This window comes from Streptomyces sp. NPDC030165 (assembly GCF_055573595.1).
This window is the reverse complement of the sequence record NZ_JBVIBD010000042.1, coordinates 20847-37547: the sequence shown is the minus strand read 5'-3', so window position 1 is coordinate 37547 and position 16701 is coordinate 20847. Positions and strand designations below refer to the sequence as shown.

General features: G+C 73.9%; 18 protein-coding genes. 13 read left to right on the top strand and 5 right to left on the bottom strand.

All coding sequences use genetic code 11. The features are described from left to right. Window positions 1-142: 142 nt before the first annotated feature. The gene (locus ACZ4Z1_RS40400) at window positions 143-547 is read right to left on the bottom strand and encodes a SchA/CurD-like domain-containing protein (protein WP_468491696.1); all 405 of its coding nucleotides are present in this window, start codon (window positions 545-547) and stop codon (window positions 143-145) included. A 177-nt stretch (window positions 548-724) separates the two neighbouring features. Between ACZ4Z1_RS40400 and ACZ4Z1_RS40395 the strand changes: the two genes are divergently transcribed. The 11 genes from ACZ4Z1_RS40395 to ACZ4Z1_RS40345 all read left to right on the top strand — a co-directional run bounded on the left by ACZ4Z1_RS40395 (window position 725) and on the right by ACZ4Z1_RS40345 (window position 8720). After that, window positions 725-1060, top strand: coding sequence for a TcmI family type II polyketide cyclase (locus tag ACZ4Z1_RS40395; protein WP_468491695.1), 336 nt, complete (start codon window positions 725-727; stop codon window positions 1058-1060). Window positions 1061-1112: 52 nt separating this feature from the next. Further along, a complete protein-coding gene (locus ACZ4Z1_RS40390; protein ID WP_468491694.1) occupies window positions 1113-1547 on the top strand; it encodes a cupin domain-containing protein in 435 nt (144 codons plus the stop codon). Next, window positions 1544-2833 (top strand): beta-ketoacyl-[acyl-carrier-protein] synthase family protein, encoded by a 1290-nt coding sequence (locus ACZ4Z1_RS40385; protein WP_468491693.1) that lies wholly within the window; start codon window positions 1544-1546, stop codon window positions 2831-2833. The genes ACZ4Z1_RS40390 and ACZ4Z1_RS40385 overlap by 4 nt, the downstream gene beginning before the upstream one ends. Continuing rightward, entirely contained in the window at window positions 2830-4062 is a 1233-nt protein-coding gene (locus ACZ4Z1_RS40380; protein ID WP_468491692.1) for a ketosynthase chain-length factor, read from the top strand. Before ACZ4Z1_RS40385 ends, ACZ4Z1_RS40380 begins: the two co-directional genes overlap by 4 nt. Window positions 4063-4091: 29 nt before the next feature. Beyond that, window positions 4092-4553 (top strand): SRPBCC family protein, encoded by a 462-nt coding sequence (locus ACZ4Z1_RS40375; RefSeq protein ID WP_468491691.1) that lies wholly within the window; start codon window positions 4092-4094, stop codon window positions 4551-4553. 10 nt (window positions 4554-4563) lie between these two features. Then, the gene (locus ACZ4Z1_RS40370) at window positions 4564-5019 is read left to right on the top strand and encodes an anthrone oxygenase family protein (protein ID WP_468491690.1); all 456 of its coding nucleotides are present in this window, start codon (window positions 4564-4566) and stop codon (window positions 5017-5019) included. Between the two features lie 65 nt (window positions 5020-5084). After that, on the top strand, window positions 5085-5837 hold the full coding sequence (locus ACZ4Z1_RS40365) for an SDR family NAD(P)-dependent oxidoreductase (RefSeq protein WP_468491689.1): 753 nt from the start codon (window positions 5085-5087) through the stop codon (window positions 5835-5837). After that, window positions 5837-6157: an antibiotic biosynthesis monooxygenase family protein gene (locus ACZ4Z1_RS40360; RefSeq protein WP_468491688.1), complete on the top strand. Its 321-nt coding sequence runs from the start codon at window positions 5837-5839 to the stop codon at window positions 6155-6157. The genes ACZ4Z1_RS40365 and ACZ4Z1_RS40360 overlap by 1 nt, the downstream gene beginning before the upstream one ends. Next, window positions 6147-6458, top strand: coding sequence for an antibiotic biosynthesis monooxygenase family protein (locus ACZ4Z1_RS40355; RefSeq protein ID WP_468491687.1), 312 nt, complete (start codon window positions 6147-6149; stop codon window positions 6456-6458). Before ACZ4Z1_RS40360 ends, ACZ4Z1_RS40355 begins: the two co-directional genes overlap by 11 nt. 44 nt (window positions 6459-6502) lie before the next feature. Beyond that, window positions 6503-7366 (top strand): NAD(P)-dependent oxidoreductase, encoded by an 864-nt coding sequence (locus tag ACZ4Z1_RS40350; RefSeq protein ID WP_468491686.1) that lies wholly within the window; start codon window positions 6503-6505, stop codon window positions 7364-7366. A gap of 148 nt (window positions 7367-7514) precedes the next feature. Beyond that, window positions 7515-8720, top strand: a complete 1206-nt coding sequence (locus tag ACZ4Z1_RS40345; RefSeq protein ID WP_468491685.1) for a nucleotide disphospho-sugar-binding domain-containing protein — start codon at window positions 7515-7517, stop codon at window positions 8718-8720. Window positions 8721-8822: 102 nt separating this feature from the next. Here ACZ4Z1_RS40345 and ACZ4Z1_RS40340 read toward each other — a convergent pair whose 3' ends face one another. Continuing rightward, window positions 8823-9677 carry an LLM class flavin-dependent oxidoreductase gene (locus ACZ4Z1_RS40340; RefSeq protein ID WP_468491684.1) on the bottom strand — a complete coding sequence of 285 codons (855 nt, stop codon included), beginning with the start codon at window positions 9675-9677 and terminating at the stop codon, window positions 8823-8825. Window positions 9678-9944: 267 nt separating this feature from the next. Between ACZ4Z1_RS40340 and ACZ4Z1_RS40335 the strand changes: the two genes are divergently transcribed. Further along, window positions 9945-11174 carry an FAD-dependent monooxygenase gene (locus ACZ4Z1_RS40335; protein ID WP_468491683.1) on the top strand — a complete coding sequence of 410 codons (1230 nt, stop codon included), beginning with the start codon at window positions 9945-9947 and terminating at the stop codon, window positions 11172-11174. A gap of 182 nt (window positions 11175-11356) precedes the next feature. Here the strand turns inward: ACZ4Z1_RS40335 and ACZ4Z1_RS40330 are convergent, their stop codons facing one another. The 3 genes from ACZ4Z1_RS40330 to ACZ4Z1_RS40320 form a co-directional block, all read right to left on the bottom strand. Continuing rightward, complete coding sequence (locus tag ACZ4Z1_RS40330) at window positions 11357-12109, bottom strand: SDR family NAD(P)-dependent oxidoreductase (RefSeq protein WP_468491682.1); 753 nt, start codon at window positions 12107-12109, stop codon at window positions 11357-11359. 109 nt (window positions 12110-12218) lie between these two features. Beyond that, the gene (locus ACZ4Z1_RS40325; RefSeq protein WP_468491681.1) at window positions 12219-13547 is read right to left on the bottom strand and encodes a lysine N(6)-hydroxylase/L-ornithine N(5)-oxygenase family protein; all 1329 of its coding nucleotides are present in this window, start codon (window positions 13545-13547) and stop codon (window positions 12219-12221) included. Between the two features lie 151 nt (window positions 13548-13698). Next, on the bottom strand, window positions 13699-14712 hold the full coding sequence (locus ACZ4Z1_RS40320) for a methyltransferase (protein ID WP_468491680.1): 1014 nt from the start codon (window positions 14710-14712) through the stop codon (window positions 13699-13701). 247 nt (window positions 14713-14959) lie between these two features. Here ACZ4Z1_RS40320 and ACZ4Z1_RS40315 point away from each other — a divergent pair, with 247 nt between their 5' ends. Next, window positions 14960-16561 carry an FAD-dependent monooxygenase gene (locus ACZ4Z1_RS40315; protein ID WP_468491679.1) on the top strand — a complete coding sequence of 534 codons (1602 nt, stop codon included), beginning with the start codon at window positions 14960-14962 and terminating at the stop codon, window positions 16559-16561. Window positions 16562-16701: the final 140 nt, after the last annotated feature.

Here is a 16701-nt window from a genome sequence, read left to right as displayed (position 1 = left end):
CTCTTCTCTCTTTCCTACTCCCCCCCTCCCCCTCCCCCCCCCCCCCCCCCCCCCCCCCCCCCCCCCCCCCCCCCCCCTCCCCCCCCCCCCCCCCGGAGCCGTACGGGCGCGGCGGGCCGGTTCCCGGTCCGGGCCGCGTGGCTCACGGCTGCGGCGCGCCCTGCCCCTGGCCGGCCGCTTCCCGGTCCCGTACGGAGATCTCGGCGACGGTCGTCAGGAGGCTGCGCCGGAAGGTGGCCACGAACCCTTCCTGGGTGTCGGTGTCCCGGGGACGGCTCAGGTACGGCTTGAGCTTGCGCTCCACCTCGCGGACCCCGGGCTGCGCCGCCATGTGCCGGGCGACGGCGTCGAGGTCACCGGTGTACTCGATGACGCGGACCAGGGTGTCGTCCCGCAGGAAGACCGCGGTGGCCAGGATGGTGCCGGCCGTGCGGCCCTGCGCGTCGGGCACGCTGCTGCCCCGTACCCGCTGGAAGTTCCCGAAGATCTCGGTGAGTTCCTTCTCGTAGCCGGGCTTGACGTCGTAGGTGATCGCTGCGAACGGCATGCGGTGGCTCCTCCTGGCTCTTGGTGGGTGTCCCAGTGCAGCCCGGCCGGCTCGCGGGCGGCTCAAGGGGCCGTCCAGCAGCGGCGGGTGAGCTGGAGGAGTCCTTGAGCGGCTCTCCAGACGGCGGTGCGACGGTCCGGTCCGACGCTGTCCGTGGCACATTCCGGGAGGTACGCCGTGCACCGCACCCTGATCGTCGCCCGCCTCAAGCCCGACAAGTCCGACGACATCGCCCGGATCTTCGGCGAGTCCGACGCCACCGACCTGCCGCACCTGGTCGGTGTCTCGCGTCGCACCCTCTTCCGGTTCCACGGGCTCTACTTCCACCTCGTCGAAGCCGACCAGGACATCACGCCCAACCTCTACCGGGCCCGCAGCCACCCGCTCTACGAGGACATCAACACGCGGCTGGCCGCCTGCGTCGAGCCGTACGACCCGGCGTGGAAGGAGCCCAAGGACGCGATGGCCGACCCCTTCTACGTCTGGACGAAGGACGAGGGGCGGATCCGGTGACCCCCGGGTGCCACCGGACCCGCACCCCGCTCCTCTCCGGAAGGAAACACTCATGACCACCGCCATCACCCGGACCGTCAAGGTCTCAGCGGGCGAGGTCGCGCCCAACACCAAGCGCGGCGGCGACCTCCGCGTCACCCTCAGCCCCCGCACCGTCGGGTGCACCTCGGGCTTCGGCGGCGTGCTGACGCTGGAGCCCGGCGACTTCGTCACCGAGCACTACCACCCGTACTCGGAGGAGTTCCTGCACGTCGTCGACGGCGAGCTGACGATGACGCTGGACGGCGAACCCATCGGGCTCACCGCCGGCGACTCGCTGCTGGTGCCGATCGGCGTCCGGCACCGGCTGGTCAACACCGGCCAGACGGCGGCGCGGTGCGCCTTCCACCTGTCCCCGCTGGCCCCCCGGCCGGAACTCGGGCACGTGGACACCGAGGAGGCGCAGCGTCCCGAGGAGTCCAACCCGGACGTGAGCGGGGCGTCGTGAGACGACGGGCCGTCATCACCGGTATCGGCGCCGTGGTGCCGGGCGGCGTGGGCCGGGAGGCGTTCTGGAACCTGCTGTCCGAGGGGCGCACCGCCACCCGGCGCATCACCCTCTTCGACCCGGCCGCCTTCCGCTCGCAGGTCGCCGCCGAGGTCGACTTCGACCCGGCCGCCGCGGGCCTGGAACCGCGCCAGGTGCGCCGGATGGACCGGGCCGCCCAGTTCGCCGTGGTCTCCGCCCGCGAGGCGGTCCAGGACAGCGGCCTGGACCTCACGGCACTGCCGCCCGAGCGGCTGGCGGTGAGCATCGGCAGCGCGGTGGGCTGCACGATGGGGCTGGAGGAGGAGTACGTCGTACTCAGCGACCGGGGCCGCAAGTGGCTGGTCGACCACGAGTACGGCGTACCGCACCTGTACGGCTACATGGTGCCCAGCACGCTGGCCGCCGAGGTCGCCCGGGAGGCCGGCGCCGAGGGGCCGGTCGCCCTGATCTCGACGGGCTGCACGTCCGGGCTGGACTCCATCGCGCACGCCGTCCAGCTCATCGAGGAGGGCAGCGCCGATGTGGCACTGGCCGGCGCCACCGACGCCCCGCTGTCCCCGATCACCTCGGCGTGCTTCGACGCGATCAAGGCGACGTCACCGAACAACGCGGACCCCGCGCACGCCTCCCGCCCCTTCGACCGGGACCGGGACGGCTTCGTGCTCGCCGAGGGGTCGGCCGTCCTGGTACTGGAGGAGCGGACGGCCGCCGAGCGGCGGGGCGCCCGCATCTACGGTGAGATCGCCGGCTTCGCGAGCCGCAGCAACGCCTACCACATGACCGGCCTGAAGCCCGACGGGCGGGAGATGGCGGAGGCCATCACGGTCGCCCTGGACCAGGCCCGCATCGACCCCGGCGCGGTGGACTACGTCAACGCGCACGGTTCGGGCACCAAACAGAACGACCGGCACGAGACGGCGGCGTTCAAACGCAGCCTGGGGGCGCACGCCCACGACATCCCGGTGAGTTCCATCAAGTCCATGGTGGGCCACTCGCTGGGCGCCATCGGCTCGATCGAGGTGGCCGCCTGCGCGCTCGCCCTCGAACGCCAGGTCGTGCCGCCGACGGCCAACCTGCACCACGCGGACCCGCAGTGCGACCTGGACTACGTGCCGCTCACCGCGCGCGAGCACGCGATGGACGTGGTGCTGAGCGTGGGCAGCGGCTTCGGCGGTTTCCAGACCGCGATGCTGCTGGCGCGTCCCGGCACCGCGGCCGCCGCGGCCGGAAGGACCGACACATGACCGTCCCCACGTCCACCCGGCCCCCGGTGATCACCGGCATCGGTGTCGTCGCCCCGACGGGCATCGGCGTCAAGGCCCACTGGGCGGCGACACTGGCCGGCACGTCGGCGATCGGCCGGACCACCCGCTTCGACGCGTCCGGCTACCCCGTGCAACTGGCGGGCGAGATAACCGAGTTCGACGCGCGGACCGCCGTACGGCCGAGCCGGCTGATCTCCCAGACCGACCACTGGACGCACCTGGCGCTCGCCGCCGCCGAGGAGGCGCTCGGGGACGCGGGCGTCGACCCGTCCGGGCTGCCCGAGTACGAGATGGCCGTGGTGACCTCCTCGTCCTCCGGCGGCACGGAGTTCGGCCAGCGGGAGATGACGGCGCTGTACCAGCACGACCCGTCCTGGGTCGGTGCCTACCAGTCGATCGCCTGGTTCTACGCCGCCACCACCGGCCAGCTCTCGATCCGCCACGGCATGCGCGGCCCCTGCGGCGTGCTCGCCTGCGAGCAGGCCGGCGGCCTCGACGCCATCGCGCAGGCGCGGCGGCTGACCGGCCGGGGCGCGCGGCTGGTGCTCACCGGCGGCACGGACGCCTCACTGTGCCCGTACGGCCTGACCGCGCAGCTGTCGACCGGGAAGCTGTCCACCGCCACCGACCCGGAACGGGCCTACCTGCCGTTCGACGCCGCGGCGCGCGGTTACGTACCCGGCGAGGGCGGCGCCATCCTCGTCCTGGAGAGCGCCGAGGCCGCCGAGGCCCGCGGCGCCAGGACGGAGTACGGGCGGGTGCTCGGCCACGCCGCCGGATTCGACCCGCCGGCCGGTTCGGGGCGCCCCCGGGCGCTGCGCCGGGTCGTCGGACAGGCCCTGCGTGCCGCCCGGCTCACCCCGGGCGACATCGACGTGGTGTTCGCCGACGCGGCCGGGGTGCCCGCCGACGACCGCGACGAAGCCGAGGCCGTCGCCGCCGTCTTCGGCCCGTCGGCGGTGCCGGTCACGGCGCCCAAGACGCTCACCGGGCGGCTCTACGGCGGCGGCGCCCCGCTCGACGTGGCGACGGCGCTGCTGTCGCTGCGCGACGGGGTGATCCCGCCCACCACCGGCACCCGGCGCCCCGCCCCGGGAATGGAGATCGACCTGGTGACCGGCGCGCCACGGGAACTGCCGCTGCGGCGGGCCCTGGTACTGGCGCGCGGCCACGGGGGTTTCACCTCGGCCCTGGTTCTGGGCCGTTGACCACCACGACGACGCGAGGAGCACGCACCATGAGCGGACACACCGACAACCACATCGTCATCGACGCGCCCATGGACCTGGTGTGGCGGATGACCAACGACGTGCCCAAGTGGCCTGACCTGTTCAGCGAGTACGCCGCCGCCGAGGTGCTGGAGCGGGACGGCGACACCGTGCTCTTCCGCCTGACGATGCACCCGGACGAGAACGGCCAGGTCTGGAGCTGGGTGTCCCGGCGGACGGCCGACGCCGAGAGCCGCACCGTGCGCGCCGAGCGGGTGGAGACCGGCCCGTTCGACCACATGAAGATCTATTGGGAGTACACGCAGGAGGCCGGCGGCGTACGGATGCGCTGGGTGCAGGACTTCCACATGAAGCCCGCGGCCCCGGTCACCGACGAGCAGATGACCGAGCGCCTCAACCGCAACACCACGGTGCAGATGGCGCTGATCAAGGAGAAGGTCGAGGCCGCCGCGCGCGCCCTCGTCCGCTGAGGAGCCCGGCGTGCTGGCCCTGCTCACTCCGCTGGTGCTGCTGCTCAACGGGCTGGCGGCCGGGGTGCTGTTCGGCACCCAGCTGGGCGGCTTCCCGTACCTCGCCTCCCTGCCCGTCGACCGGTACGTGCACGCCCACGCCTTCTTCGGCACCCGCTACGACCCGGCGATGCCGCTCTGCCTGGTCGGCACGGTCGGCTGCGACACCGCGCTGGCGATCCTGGCGCCGGAGACGGCCGCGCGGGCGGCGTTCGCGGTGGCCGCCGTGCTGGCCGTCGCCACCGCCATCATCTCGCTCACCCGCAACGCCCCGGTCAACCGGTGGATGCGCACGCTGGACCCGGACCACCTGCCGGCCGACTTCGCGGACCCGCGCCGCAGCTGGGGCGCCTGGAACCGCCGGCGCAGCCTGCTGACCATCGCCGCTCTCCTGGCGAACTGCGCGGGGCTGGGCGTGCTGCTCTGACCTCAAGGCGGGCGCCGCCCGCCCCGTCCCCCGTTTTCCCACTGTCGCGTCCCCACGGAGGAATCATGGAACTCGCCCTGCGAGGCAAGAAGGCCCTGGTCACCGGCGGTACCCGGGGCATCGGCCGCGGCATCGTCCTGGCCCTGGCCCGGGCCGGTGTCGACGTCGTCACCTGCTACCGCACCGACAGCGACTTCGTCGGCTCCCTGGAGGCCGAGCTGAAGGCGATCGGCGGTGACCACCACGTCGTCCGCGCCGACCTGACCCGGCCGTCCGACGTGGCCGAGCTGCTGGAGCAGGCCGAGGAGCGGTACGGCACGCTCGACCTGCTCGTCAACAACGCCGGCGCGATCAGCCACGTCCCGTACGGCGACCTGCCGCTGGAGGAGTGGCAGCGCATCCTCGCCACCAACATCACCGGCACCCACCTCGTCGTCCAGCACGCCCTGCCGCTGCTCGGCGCGGGCTCCTCGGTGGTCAGCATCGGTTCCCGGGCCGTGGACGCGGGTGTGCCGCTGCGGGCCCACTACACCGCGACCAAGGCGGCGCTCGTGGGCCTGAACCGGTCGCTGGCCCGGGAGTTCGGGCCCAAGGGCATCCGGTTCAACGTGGTCGCCCTCGGCGTCATCGAGACCGAGAACTTCCACGCGCTGCCCGAGGAGCAGCGCACCCTGATGGCCGAACGCTACGGCGCGAAGACCGCCCTCGGCCGGCTCGGCAAGCCCGAGGAGGTCGCGGGCGCCGTGCTCTGGCTCGCCAGCGACCTGTCCCGCTACGTGACCGGCAACGTCATCGGTGTCGACGGGGGGATCTCCTGATGACCTTCCGTGTGATGCTCCGCATGGAGATCGAGCCGGGCCGCGAGGGCGACTTCGAGCGGGTGTGGCGCGAGGGCAGCGACGCGGTGACCGGGCACCCGGCCAACCTCGGCCAGTCGCTGGCCCGGGCCACCGCCGAGGAGGGCACGTACTACATCGTCAGCGACTGGCTGGACGAGGCCCGCTTCCGGGAGTTCGAGGACAGTCCGGCCCACCTGGAGCACCGGGCGAAGCTCCACCCGTTCCGCCGCAGCGGCTCCTTCCACCCCATGGAGATGGTGGCGCGCGTCGAGGGCAGGGCGGTGGACGGTGCCCGCTGAGGCCCGGGTGGTGGTCTACCAGGCCGCGTACGACGAGGAGCAGCTCGCCGCGGTCCGGTCCGCCTACCACCAGGTCAGCGAGCGGATGGCGAAGGTGCCGGGGCTGCTCGGCAACGAGCTGCTGCGCAGCCCCACGGACCCCACCGCGCTGGCGGTGATGAGCCGCTGGGAGTCCATGGCCGCCTTCCTGGCGTGGGAGAAGGGCGCGGACCACCGTCAGGACACCGCCCCGCTGCGCCCGTTCCGCGACACCCGGACCGCCGCGCCGTTCGCCGTGTACGAGGTCGACGCCGCGTACTGAGCACGGGCGCCGCGGTGCCGGCCGTATCGAAGAGAGGAGTGGTCATGGACCACCGACAACTGGCGTTCATCGGCCTCGGTGCCATGGGCGGCGGGATGGCGCACCGGCTGCTGGCGAGCGGGTACGGGCTGACCGTGTTCAACCGGACCGCGGGCAAGGCGGAGCCGCTGGTGCGGGCCGGGGCACGGGCTGCCGACTCGCCCGAGGCGGCCGCCGCGGGGCAACGGGTCGTGCTGCTGAGTCTCAGCGACGAGAAGGCCGTCGAGGAGGTGCTGTTCGGCCGGGTCGTGCCGGTCCTGGAGCCCGGGGCGCTCGTCGTGGACACCTCGACCGTCTCCCCCGCCTTCGCCCGGGAGGCGGCCGGCCGGCTGGCGGACAAGGGGCTGCGGCGCGTCGAGGCGTGTGTCGTCGGCAATCCGCCGCAGGCCCGCCAGGGCGAGCTGCGGGTCTTCGTGTCCGGGGACGAGGCGGACCTGGCCGAGGTCCGGCCGGTGCTGGAGGCGCTCGGCTCGCAGGTGCTGCACCTCGGCCCGCCGGGCACCGCGACCAGCCTCAAGGTCGTCCTCAACCTGCTGCTCGGCGCCCAGGTCGCCTCGATGGCGGAGGCGGTCTCCTACGGGGTCGCCGCTGGCCTCGACCGGGACCGGGTCATCTCCACCATCGCGGAGTCCGGGTTCAGTTCGATGGTGATGCGGTTCCGCGCCGGCCTGATGCTGCGCGGCTCGTACGAGCCGGCGTTCTTCCGCGCGGACCTGATGGAGAAGGACATCGGCATCGCCACCCGGGCCGCCCGCGAGAGCGGCCTCGGCCTGCCGGTGCTGGACCGGGTGCGGGAGCGGTTCGCGTCCGTGGTCGCCGCGGGTGACGGCGCGAAGGACGCTTCCGTCATCGTCGATCACCAGGCGTAGGGCGCTTCGTCCGGATCAACCCCCGGCCCGCCGCGTACGGCTCGGTGCGTCTCCCGCGACGGAGGCCGCCGGGCCGCGCGCGGCGGGCCGTTCCCGGCCCTCTCCTGGCTGAGCGGGTCCATGTCGTCATGAAGGGACAAGGCGAGTCATGCGCGTACTGTTCACGTCCTGGGCCTGGCCCTCGCATCTGTACGCCCTCGTGCCGCTGGCCTCGGCGTTCCGGGCCGCCGGGCACGAGGTGCTGGTCGCGGGCCCGCCCGCGCTGAAGCCGGAGACGGACCGTACCGGACTGCCGGGCGCGGTGGTGGGTACGGACACCGACGCGGCCGGCATGGTGCGGGGCTATGTGCTGCCGTCCGCGGACGCCGGCCCGCCCGCGCCGCCCGCCGGCGGGGAACCGCTGCCGGGCAACAACGCTCCGCGGGCCCTGCGGATGGTCGCGGCGCTCGCCGCGTCGATGACCGACGGCCTGGTGGAGCTGGCCCGCGACTGGCGCACGGACCTGGTGGTGTACGAGCCGACCGCGCTGGCCGGCCCGGTCGCCGCCGCGGCGGCCGGGGTGCCGGCGGTGCGGGTGCTGTACGGCACGGACCTGCTGGCGCGCGCCCGTGCGCTGCTGCCGCAGGCCGTGGCGCCGTTCCTGGAGCGGTACGGCATCGAGGACTTCGACGCCCTGGGGACGCTGACCGTCGATCCGTGCCCCGACGCCCTGCAACTGCCCGTCGCGTACCGGCGGACGCCGGTGCGCTACGTGCCGTACAACGGCTGCGGCGAAGTCCCCCGGCCGCCGCTGCCGGACACGCCCCCGGGCGTACGCCGGGTCCTGGTGACATGGGGGCACACCATGGCCCGCCTCGACGCCCGGCTCTTCCTCGGCGGCCGGGCGGCCGCGGCGCTGGCGGGCCCCGGCGTCGAGGTGGTGCTCGCGGTGTCGGCCCGGCAGCGGGACCTGCTCGATCCGGCGCTGCTCGACGGGTCGGCGGGTGTGCGCGTGGTGACGGACGTGCCGCTGCACGCGCTGGTGCCGTCGGCCGGTCTGGTGGTGGCCCACGGCGGTGCGGGCACGGTGCTGACCTCGTTGCGGGCGGGGGTGCCGCTGCTGCTCGTACCGCAGTTGCCGGACCATTCGGGGCACGCCGGGCGGGTGGCGGCCGTGGGGGCGGGCCGGGTGCTGACCCGGGACGAGGCGACGGCCGAGCGGCTGCGCAGCGCGGCGTACGCGCTGCTGGAGGACGAGGCGCCGGCGGCCGCCGCGCGCCGCATGGGCGCCGAGATGCTCGCCCGGCCGACGCCCGCGCAGGTGGCGGCGGAACTGGCGCGCACCCTGCCGGTCCGCGCGGCAGGACGCCGCTGACACGGCGGCGGCCGGGCCCCGCCGACGGCCGTACGCGGGGCCCGGCGCAGCAGACGGCGAGGGCCGCCCACCGGTGTTCCGGCGGGCGGCCCTCGCGCTGGGTCACAGAACGGCTTCCGCCAGGGACTCCAGGTGGCGCGGGTCGGCCGAGCACGGCATCAGGATCAGCTCGTCGCAGCCGGTCTCCGCATAGCTCTGGGCCAGGTCCACCAGCTCCTGCCGGTCGGTGACGGCCATGGACGCGATGCGCTGGGCGAAGGGGCCCGCGAAGGCGTAATAGTCACCGAGGTACGCCTGCGCCAGCTCGCGCGCGCCGGGGCCCAGCGCCGCGTACGCCAGGGACACCAGCCGTGGCCGGCCGGCGCGGCCCTCCTCCCGCCACGCCTCGCGGGCCCGTGCGACCAGGTCGCCGTACGCCGAGGCGGAACTGCCGCCGCAGAACCAGCCGTCACCGAGGCGGGCGGCGCGCCGCATGGCCGCCGGCGAGTGCCCGCCGACCAGCAACTGCGGTTGCCCGGTGGCCAGTTCGGGGCCGATGCCGGACACCTCACCCTTGCCCTGCCAGATGTCGCGCAACTCGGCGAGCTGGGCGTCGAGCCGGCGCCCGCGGTCGTGGTACGTGGCGTCGACGGCCTGGAAGTCGTCCTCGCGGCCGCCCGCGGCGACGCCCAGCACCAGCCGGCCGCCGGACAGCGCCGAGACGGTGGCCGCCTGTTTGGCCAGCAGCGCCGTCTGGGTGCGGTAGGGGGCGATGAGGATGCCGGTCGTCAGGCGTACGCGTTCGGTGACGGCGGCCGCGGCGGCCAGGGCCGTCAGCGGCTCGTAGTTGTCGTAGACGAGCCGGTCGATCACGCCGAGACTGGCGAATCCGGCGTCCTCGGCCCGGCGGGCCCACGCCGCGAGCGCGGGGCCGTCCTTGTCCGGGACCGTGGTCGGCAGGCCCAACCCGAATTCCATACCTGATCAGCTCCTTGTGTGTGCGGTGGGGCACGGTGCGCCGGGCGGGGACGGGGGTGTCGGCACAGTCCGCCGTCCGCGGACACTGCGGGCCCTGGCGGTTCGCCGGGGCCCGGCCGGGGCCGGTGGGGGCCCGGGCGTGCGGCCACCTTGCAGGCGCTCTCTCAAAGGCGCGTCCAGTTCCGGTGGACCGCGACGGGCCCTCCAGGGATCTGCGAGCCGCCGTCCGCACAGTGGGCCGACACACCGTGCGAGAGGAGCGTGCCGATGGGCCGGAACGGAATGCGGGTCCTGGTGATCGGAGGGGGCGTCGGCGGTCTGTGCCTCGCGCAGGGCCTGCGCGGGGCCGGCGTGGACGTCACGGTCCACGAGCGGGACGGCGGCCCGGACGAACGGCGCCAGGGATACCGCCTGCGCATCAGCCCGGAGGGCGAGGCGTCGCTGCGCGCCTGCCTGCCGCCGCCACTGCAGGAGCTGCTCGTGGCCACCGCGCACCGGCGCGGCGAGAACGGCATGGACGCGTACGACGAGCAGCTCGCCCCCCAGTGGACGCCGAGTTTCGACGATCCGCGGGGCGAGCGCCCCGACAAGGTCGACGCGGTCGACCGGGACGTGCTGCGCCGGGTCCTGCTGGCCGGACTGGAGCCGTCGGTCCGGTACGGCAAGACCTTCACGCACTGCGAACGGCAGCCGGACGGCGGGGTGACGGCCCACTTCGCCGACGGCAGCACCGCCGAGGGCGACGTGCTGGTCGCGGCCGACGGGGCCAACTCGCAGGTACGCGCGCAGCTCCTGCCCGACCGTCGGCCCTCCGACCTGGGCGTACGGACGGTGTTCTCGCGCATCACGCGCGCGGACGCGGTACGCGCGGGGCTGCCCGAGCCGCTGCGTGACCGCTTCAGCTATGTGATCGGCACGGACGGCAGCCACCTCGGGCTGATGCCGATGTCGTTCCGGGACGGGGTGCGCGAGACGGCGGCCCGGCTGCGGCCGGGGCTCCGGCTGCCGGAGACGGGGGACTACTACATGGCGGTGCTGAACGTGCACCGCGAGGACCTGGGCATGCCGGACGAGGAGTTCTTCGCCCTGGACGGGCCCGGCCTGTGCGGCTTCGCGGCCGCGCGGACCGCCGCCTGGCACCCCGGGCTGCGCGGGATCTTCCGGCACGCCCGGCCGGAGCTGACCTTCGGCGTGGCCCTGCGGGCGCACCTGCCCGTGGTTCCGTGGGAGACCGGCCCGGTCGTCCCGCTGGGGGACGCGGTGCACACCATGCCGCCGTCCGGCGGGGTCGGCGCCAACACCGCGGTGCGCGACGCCGCGGCGCTGGCCGGGGCGCTGGCCGCGGTGGACCGGGGCGAGCGGGACCTCGCGGACGCCGTGGCGGCGTACCAGAAGGACATGGTGGAGTACGCGACCGAGGGCGTGGAGATGTCGCTGCGCATCGCGCGCTGGTCGATCAAGAAGGTCGATGCGGGCGGGGAGGCCGCCGGCAGATGAACGCGGAAGGGCTCAGGGCCTGTCGGCCCTGAGCCCTTCCAGGCGGCACCGGTTCGCGAGGCCCCCACAGGGTCCGCGCGCCGTCGGCCCGCCCGGCTGCCCCGGTCGGGGGTCCGGGGCAGCCTGGAGGGCCGGCGGTGCGGGCGCGCCGGTGTGCCGGCGTGTCGGCGGCGTGCGCCGGTTCAGCGCCCGCCGGCCGTGTGGATGACCTCGCCGTTGATGTTGCCGTTGCCGTCCGAGCCCAGGAACACGATCAGGCGCGCGACCTCCTGCGCGGTGGTCAGCCGCCCGCTGGGTGTCTCCCGGGCGCTCTTCTCGATGACCGCCGGGTCCACGTCGGCGAGTTGTTCGGTGATCGTGCCGCCCGGCGCCACGACGTTGACCAGGATGCCGTCGTGGTTCCACATCAGGCCGCGGGCGAAGCCGTGCAGCGCCGACTTGGCGGCACTGTAGATCTCGGAGCCGGGCATCCCGGCCGTCGCGGTGACCGAGGAGAGCAGCACGACCCGGCCCCAGCCGCGTTCGCGCATCCCGCGCAGCGCCTCCCGCACGGTACGGATGTGCCCCTCGACGTTGGCGCGCATCGTGGCGAACCACTCGTCGACCGGCAGGTCCTCCAGCTTCGGCTGCTGGTCGGGGTCGACCCACAGCCACGTCTGGGCGTTGGCGACGACGACGTCGATCCCGCCCCAGCGCTCCTCGGCGGCCCGCACACCGGCGGTCACGGACTCCGGGTCGGCGAGGTCCAGGCGGACGGCGTGGGCGCGCTCCGCCCCGCCCAGCTCCTCCACCACGGCCTTCGCGGCGGACTCGCCGGTGTGGTACGTGACGGCCACCCGGGCGCCCTCGTCGGCGAACGCCTTCGCGGTGGCCCGGCCGATGCCGCGCGTCGCTCCCGTCACCAGAACCCGCTTGTCCTGCAAGCCCAGATCCATCGTTCGCCTCTCTGCCCGAAAACGCCTGCGTACCGCCCTGACAGTATTACCTTGACAGCCTAGTAGCTAGATTGTCAAGCGATTAGTGGCGGCCGTATCCCTCTCCACCTCAGAGCCAAGCCGTACTGACATGCTCGTCCCGGATCACGTACACGTCCCGTTCCAGCACGGAGTTGAGAATCGTGGCGGCCCGCACGGCCAGCAGGCTGAGGTTGGGGTCGGCGATGCCGTGCCCCGTCCGGCTGCGGTTCTGCACGTAGAGCCGGTTGTGCTCGGCGTTCTTCCACCGCACCGAGTAGTCGGCCTCCAGCACCGGCTGGCCCGACTCGTCCAGCTCCATCAGCGCGAGCAGTTCCGGGGCCAGCGGCAGCGCCGCCGCCTCGCGGCCGGTGGCGAGCACCACCAGGGGCGCGGCGTGCCGCTCGCGGCCGCCCCAGTCGCGTTCGCACCACAGGACGAGCTGGCCGTCGCGTTCGCAGGACCGCACCACGTCACGCCCGGGCAGCAGCATGACCGGATAGCGGCCCTCGCGCAGGTACATCTCGTAGTTGAGCTGGTAGATCTGCTGGATCGTGCTCAGCGAGATGCCGTCACTGGTCAGCTGCTGCTCGGCCACGTACCGCTGTCGCACCTCCGCCGGCAGGCCGTGGAAGAACCGCAGGTACGTGGGGCGGAAGAAGTCGTTGGCCGAGGGCGAGTCGTCCATCGGCGCGAACCAGTTGCGCCGTCCGATCCACCGGATGTCCCGGAAGCCGTGCTGGATCAGTTCGAGCACGGACTCGGCGCCGGTCTGCCCGCCGCCGACGACCACGGCCGGCTGGTACGGCAGTACGGCGGCCCCGCGCAGCCGGGCGTGCAACTGCTCGGCCAGCACGAGCCCTTCGGCGTCCAGGCCGTCGAAGCAGGCCGGGACGCGCGGGCGGGTGCCCAGGCCGAGGACGACGTGGTCCGCGGTGGCCACCGGGCCGTCGGGCCCGTGCAGCACGAACTGCCCGTCGGGCCCGGCACCGGTGAAGCCGATGCGCTCGACAGGGCTGCCGTACCGGATCGTGCCCAGCTCACCGGCGGCCCAGGCGAGGTAGCGCGCGAACTCCAGCCGCGGGATCTCCTCGTACTGGGCGTTGATGAACGCGTACATGCGCCCGCCGGCCACCAGGTAGTTCAGGAAGGACAGCCGGTTGGTCGGGTCGACCAGGGTCACCAGGTCCTTGATCCAGGAGGTCTGCAGGCGAGTGCCCTCGCTGAGCTGGCCGGGGTGCCAGGCCGCCGAGGACCGCCGCTCGTAGAGCTGGACCCCGCCGGGGACCGCCGGCTCGCCGAGCGCGGCGAGACTCAGGTTGGCCGGGCCGGCTCCGATGCCCGCCACCGTGTGATGGGGCAGCCGGATGCCGGACCGGTTCTCGGGCACCTCGACGGGGTGCTGGCGCTGCTCGCTCATCATTCTCCTCCCGGCCACGGGTGCGCAGGCTCCGACGGGCCGTCGTCGGTACGGTTCAGGGTCGGCAGCGCGGATCGGGCGCCGGTCGAGAGCGGGCTGAGCCGGTCCGGAGCCGCCGGGCGGCCGGCGGCTCCGACGCGCTCCGGCCCGTTCAGGCACCCTTGCGGCAGATCACCAGGGTGTCGTAGTCGCTCAGCGGAGTGACCTCGGTGCTCACGAAGCCGGCCTGTTCGGCCACCGCCGTGATCTCGGAGGCCTGGTACTCCTCCCCGCCGTCGGTGACCAGCAGCATGTCCAGGCTGATGACGAGGTTCTCGATGTGCGCCGGCTCGTCCTCCAGCATCCGGTCGTAGACCAGCAGGGTGCCGCCGGGATTGACCGCCTCGTACGCCTTGCCGACCAGGTAGGCCCGCTGCTCCCGGTCCCAGTCGTGCAGGACGTGGCCCAGCAGGACGACGTCCGCGCAGGGCAGCGGGTCCTCGAAGAAGCTGCCGCCGGTGAACGAGACCCGGCCGGTGAGGCCGTGCTCGGCCACCTTCTCGTCGAACAGCGGCGCCATCGCCGGCAGGTCGAAGACGTGCCCGGTCAGGTGCGGGTGCGCCTTGACGATGAGGGAGCACAGGTTGCCGCGGGCGCCGCCCACGTCGAGCACCGAGCCGTGCCCTGACCAGTCGTACTTCTGCGCCAGCTCCGGCCCCACCACGTTGGTCAGTCCGTCCATCATGCCGACGAACTGCCGCAGGATGTGCGGGTTGCGGGTGACCTGCTCGAAGTCGCTGCCGGACTGCTGCTGCCCGGTGCGCAGTCCTTCGGCGAGCCGGCCCCAGGCCGGGTAGAGGTTGCGGTTGGAGCGCTCCAGGAAGCCGCCGACGTACCCCGGCGCGCCCTGGACGAGGCAGGCGTCCGAGCCCGGCGCGTTGCGGTAGCGGCCGTCGGCCCGCTCCAGCACGCCCAGCGCGGTCAGCAGGTCGAGGAAGTCGGACAGGCCCCGGCCGTGCAGCTGGAGTGCGGTACGGATCTCCTCCTGCGTCGAGGGGCCCTTCTCGTGGAGCGTGGTGAACAGCCGCAGTTCGACGGCGGTCAGCAGCGCCTTGGCGTCGCAGAACATGTTGCCCAACCGGATGATTCCGGCCGGGGTGGTGACATCGGGCAGGGTGTGCGTCATGCGCGGGGCTCCTTCCGGCACCGACCGTGGCCTGGTGCCACACGGTTGCCGGGGACCTTCGCAGCCGCGGGTCGAGCACTCCTCGAAAAACCGCCGGGCGCGCGGAAGGCGGTCCTCCAGCACCGCTTGAGGAGCCGCCAGTACTTCTCGAAGGGCGCCCCGCGGCCGGACGGCCGGCGGGTTCCCGGTTGTCGGCAGGGCCTGGAAGTGGTCCGGGTTCGGCCCAGTCCACGCAGAGGGGACATGCATGTATGACCTGAGAATCCCGGTACTCGTCGTCGGCGGCGGCCCGGTCGGGCTCGCCACCGCGCTGTTCTGCGGACGGCACGGGCTGCGGACGATGGTGCTGGAGAAGCGCGACGACACCTCCACGCTGCCCCGCGCCCCGGGCCTGCAGGCCCGCACCATGGAGCTGTTCCGGGCGGCCGGCCTGGGACCGGACATCCGCGCCCTGGAGATGGGCGACTCCCACCCGTACTTCGAGGGCGGCATCATCAAGGTGCGCACCTTCGCCGAGATCGACGACGCGGAGGTGCTGGAGGTGCCGTCCCTGGACGGTCCCACGGTCAGCCCCGAGCGGGTGATGGGGTGCGGGCAGGACCGGTACGAGAAGGTGCTGGTGGCCAAGGCCCGGGAGCACGGCGCCGACGTACGCTTCGGCTGCCGCCTGGTCTCCTTCGAGCAGGACGCCGAGGGCGTGACCGCCGTCGTCGGCGAGAACGCGACCGGCAAGGAGTTCACCATACGGGCGGACTACCTGGTGGGCGCGGACGGCGCGAGCAGCCGCACCCGCGAGGCCCTGGGCGTGCAGCGCGCCGGGCGCGGCACCGTGTTCAACGCGCTCAGCGTCTACTTCCGCGCGCCACAGCTCGAACGGCTGCTGAAGGACCGCAAGTTCATCCTGTGCTACGCCTCCGCGGGCGGCGGGCTGATGGGCCTGTCCCGGCTGCACGGCCGCGACCCGTGGCTGGCCGCGCCGCTGTACTTTCCCGAGAAGGGCGAGACGCCGGACGACTTCACCGACGAGCGGTGCGTGGACATCGTGCGGCAGGCCGCGGGCCGGGACATCGACGTGGAGATCGTGGACAAGGTGCCCTGGCGCGGGGCGCAGCTGGTCTCCGAGACGTTCCGGGCGGGCCGGGTGTTCCTGGCCGGGGACGCCGCGCACGTCCACCCGCCGGCCGGCGGGTTCGGCGCCAACACCGGTATCCACGACGCCCACAACCTGGCCTGGAAGCTGGCCGCGGTGCTCAAGGGCTGGGGCACCGACGCGCTGCTGGACACCTACGACGCCGAGCGCCGCCCGCTGGGCATCGCCATGTCCGAGCAGGCGCTGGTACGCAACCGGATCCGGCACGGGTACGCCACCGACGCGGACCGGGCCGACTTCGTGGACGACGTGATCATCACCCTGGGCTACCGCTACCGCTCCGCCTCCGTCCTGGCGGACCCCGGCGCCCGGGTCCTGAGCCCCGAACTCCGGCTCACCGGCGAGCCCGGCACCCGGGCCCCGCACGTGTGGCTGCGGCGCGGGACCGAGGAGATCTCCACGATCGACCTGTTCTGGGACTCGTACGTGCTGCTCACCGGCCCCGAGGGCGGGGCCTGGGCGCGGGCCGCCGAACCGGTCGCCCGGAAGCTCGGCGTCCCGCTGCGCACCTGGTCCGTCGGCGAGCGGGCGGAGCTGCGGCCGGCCGGCCGCGACTGGGCCGAGGCGTACGGGGTGGGGCCGGACGGCGCCGTCCTGGTGCGCCCGGACGCCTTCGTCTCCTGGCGCGCCGGGCACCTGGGAGGCGACCCGCAGGAAGTGCTGACCGACGTCCTGTCCCGGGCGGCCTGCCAGGACTGACGGCAGGGCCCGGCCGTACGCGGAAGGAGTACGGGCCGGGGGGGGGGGGGGGGGGGGGGGGGGGGGGGGGGGGGGGGGGGGGGGGGGGGGAGGGGGGGGGGGGGGGGGGGGGGGGGGGGGGGGGGGGAGAGCGAGGAGGT

Excerpts from the sequence above, each read along its gene's own strand:
- ACZ4Z1_RS40335 (WP_468491683.1), top strand. The coding sequence starts at position 9,945 with ATGGGCCGGAACGGAATGCGGGTCCTGGTGATCGGAGGGGGCGTCGGC.
- ACZ4Z1_RS40400 (WP_468491696.1), bottom strand. The coding sequence starts at position 547 with ATGCCGTTCGCAGCGATCACCTACGACGTCAAGCCCGGCTACGAGAAG.
- ACZ4Z1_RS40340 (WP_468491684.1), bottom strand. The coding sequence starts at position 9,677 with ATGGAATTCGGGTTGGGCCTGCCGACCACGGTCCCGGACAAGGACGGC.
- ACZ4Z1_RS40390 (WP_468491694.1), top strand. The coding sequence starts at position 1,113 with ATGACCACCGCCATCACCCGGACCGTCAAGGTCTCAGCGGGCGAGGTC.
- ACZ4Z1_RS40350 (WP_468491686.1), top strand. The coding sequence starts at position 6,503 with ATGGACCACCGACAACTGGCGTTCATCGGCCTCGGTGCCATGGGCGGC.
- ACZ4Z1_RS40325 (WP_468491681.1), bottom strand. The coding sequence starts at position 13,547 with ATGAGCGAGCAGCGCCAGCACCCCGTCGAGGTGCCCGAGAACCGGTCC.
- ACZ4Z1_RS40380 (WP_468491692.1), top strand. The coding sequence starts at position 2,830 with ATGACCGTCCCCACGTCCACCCGGCCCCCGGTGATCACCGGCATCGGT.
- ACZ4Z1_RS40360 (WP_468491688.1), top strand. The coding sequence starts at position 5,837 with ATGACCTTCCGTGTGATGCTCCGCATGGAGATCGAGCCGGGCCGCGAG.
- ACZ4Z1_RS40315 (WP_468491679.1), top strand. The coding sequence starts at position 14,960 with ATGTATGACCTGAGAATCCCGGTACTCGTCGTCGGCGGCGGCCCGGTC.
- ACZ4Z1_RS40330 (WP_468491682.1), bottom strand. The coding sequence starts at position 12,109 with ATGGATCTGGGCTTGCAGGACAAGCGGGTTCTGGTGACGGGAGCGACG.
- ACZ4Z1_RS40345 (WP_468491685.1), top strand. The coding sequence starts at position 7,515 with ATGCGCGTACTGTTCACGTCCTGGGCCTGGCCCTCGCATCTGTACGCC.
- ACZ4Z1_RS40365 (WP_468491689.1), top strand. The coding sequence starts at position 5,085 with ATGGAACTCGCCCTGCGAGGCAAGAAGGCCCTGGTCACCGGCGGTACC.
- ACZ4Z1_RS40375 (WP_468491691.1), top strand. The coding sequence starts at position 4,092 with ATGAGCGGACACACCGACAACCACATCGTCATCGACGCGCCCATGGAC.
- ACZ4Z1_RS40320 (WP_468491680.1), bottom strand. The coding sequence starts at position 14,712 with ATGACGCACACCCTGCCCGATGTCACCACCCCGGCCGGAATCATCCGG.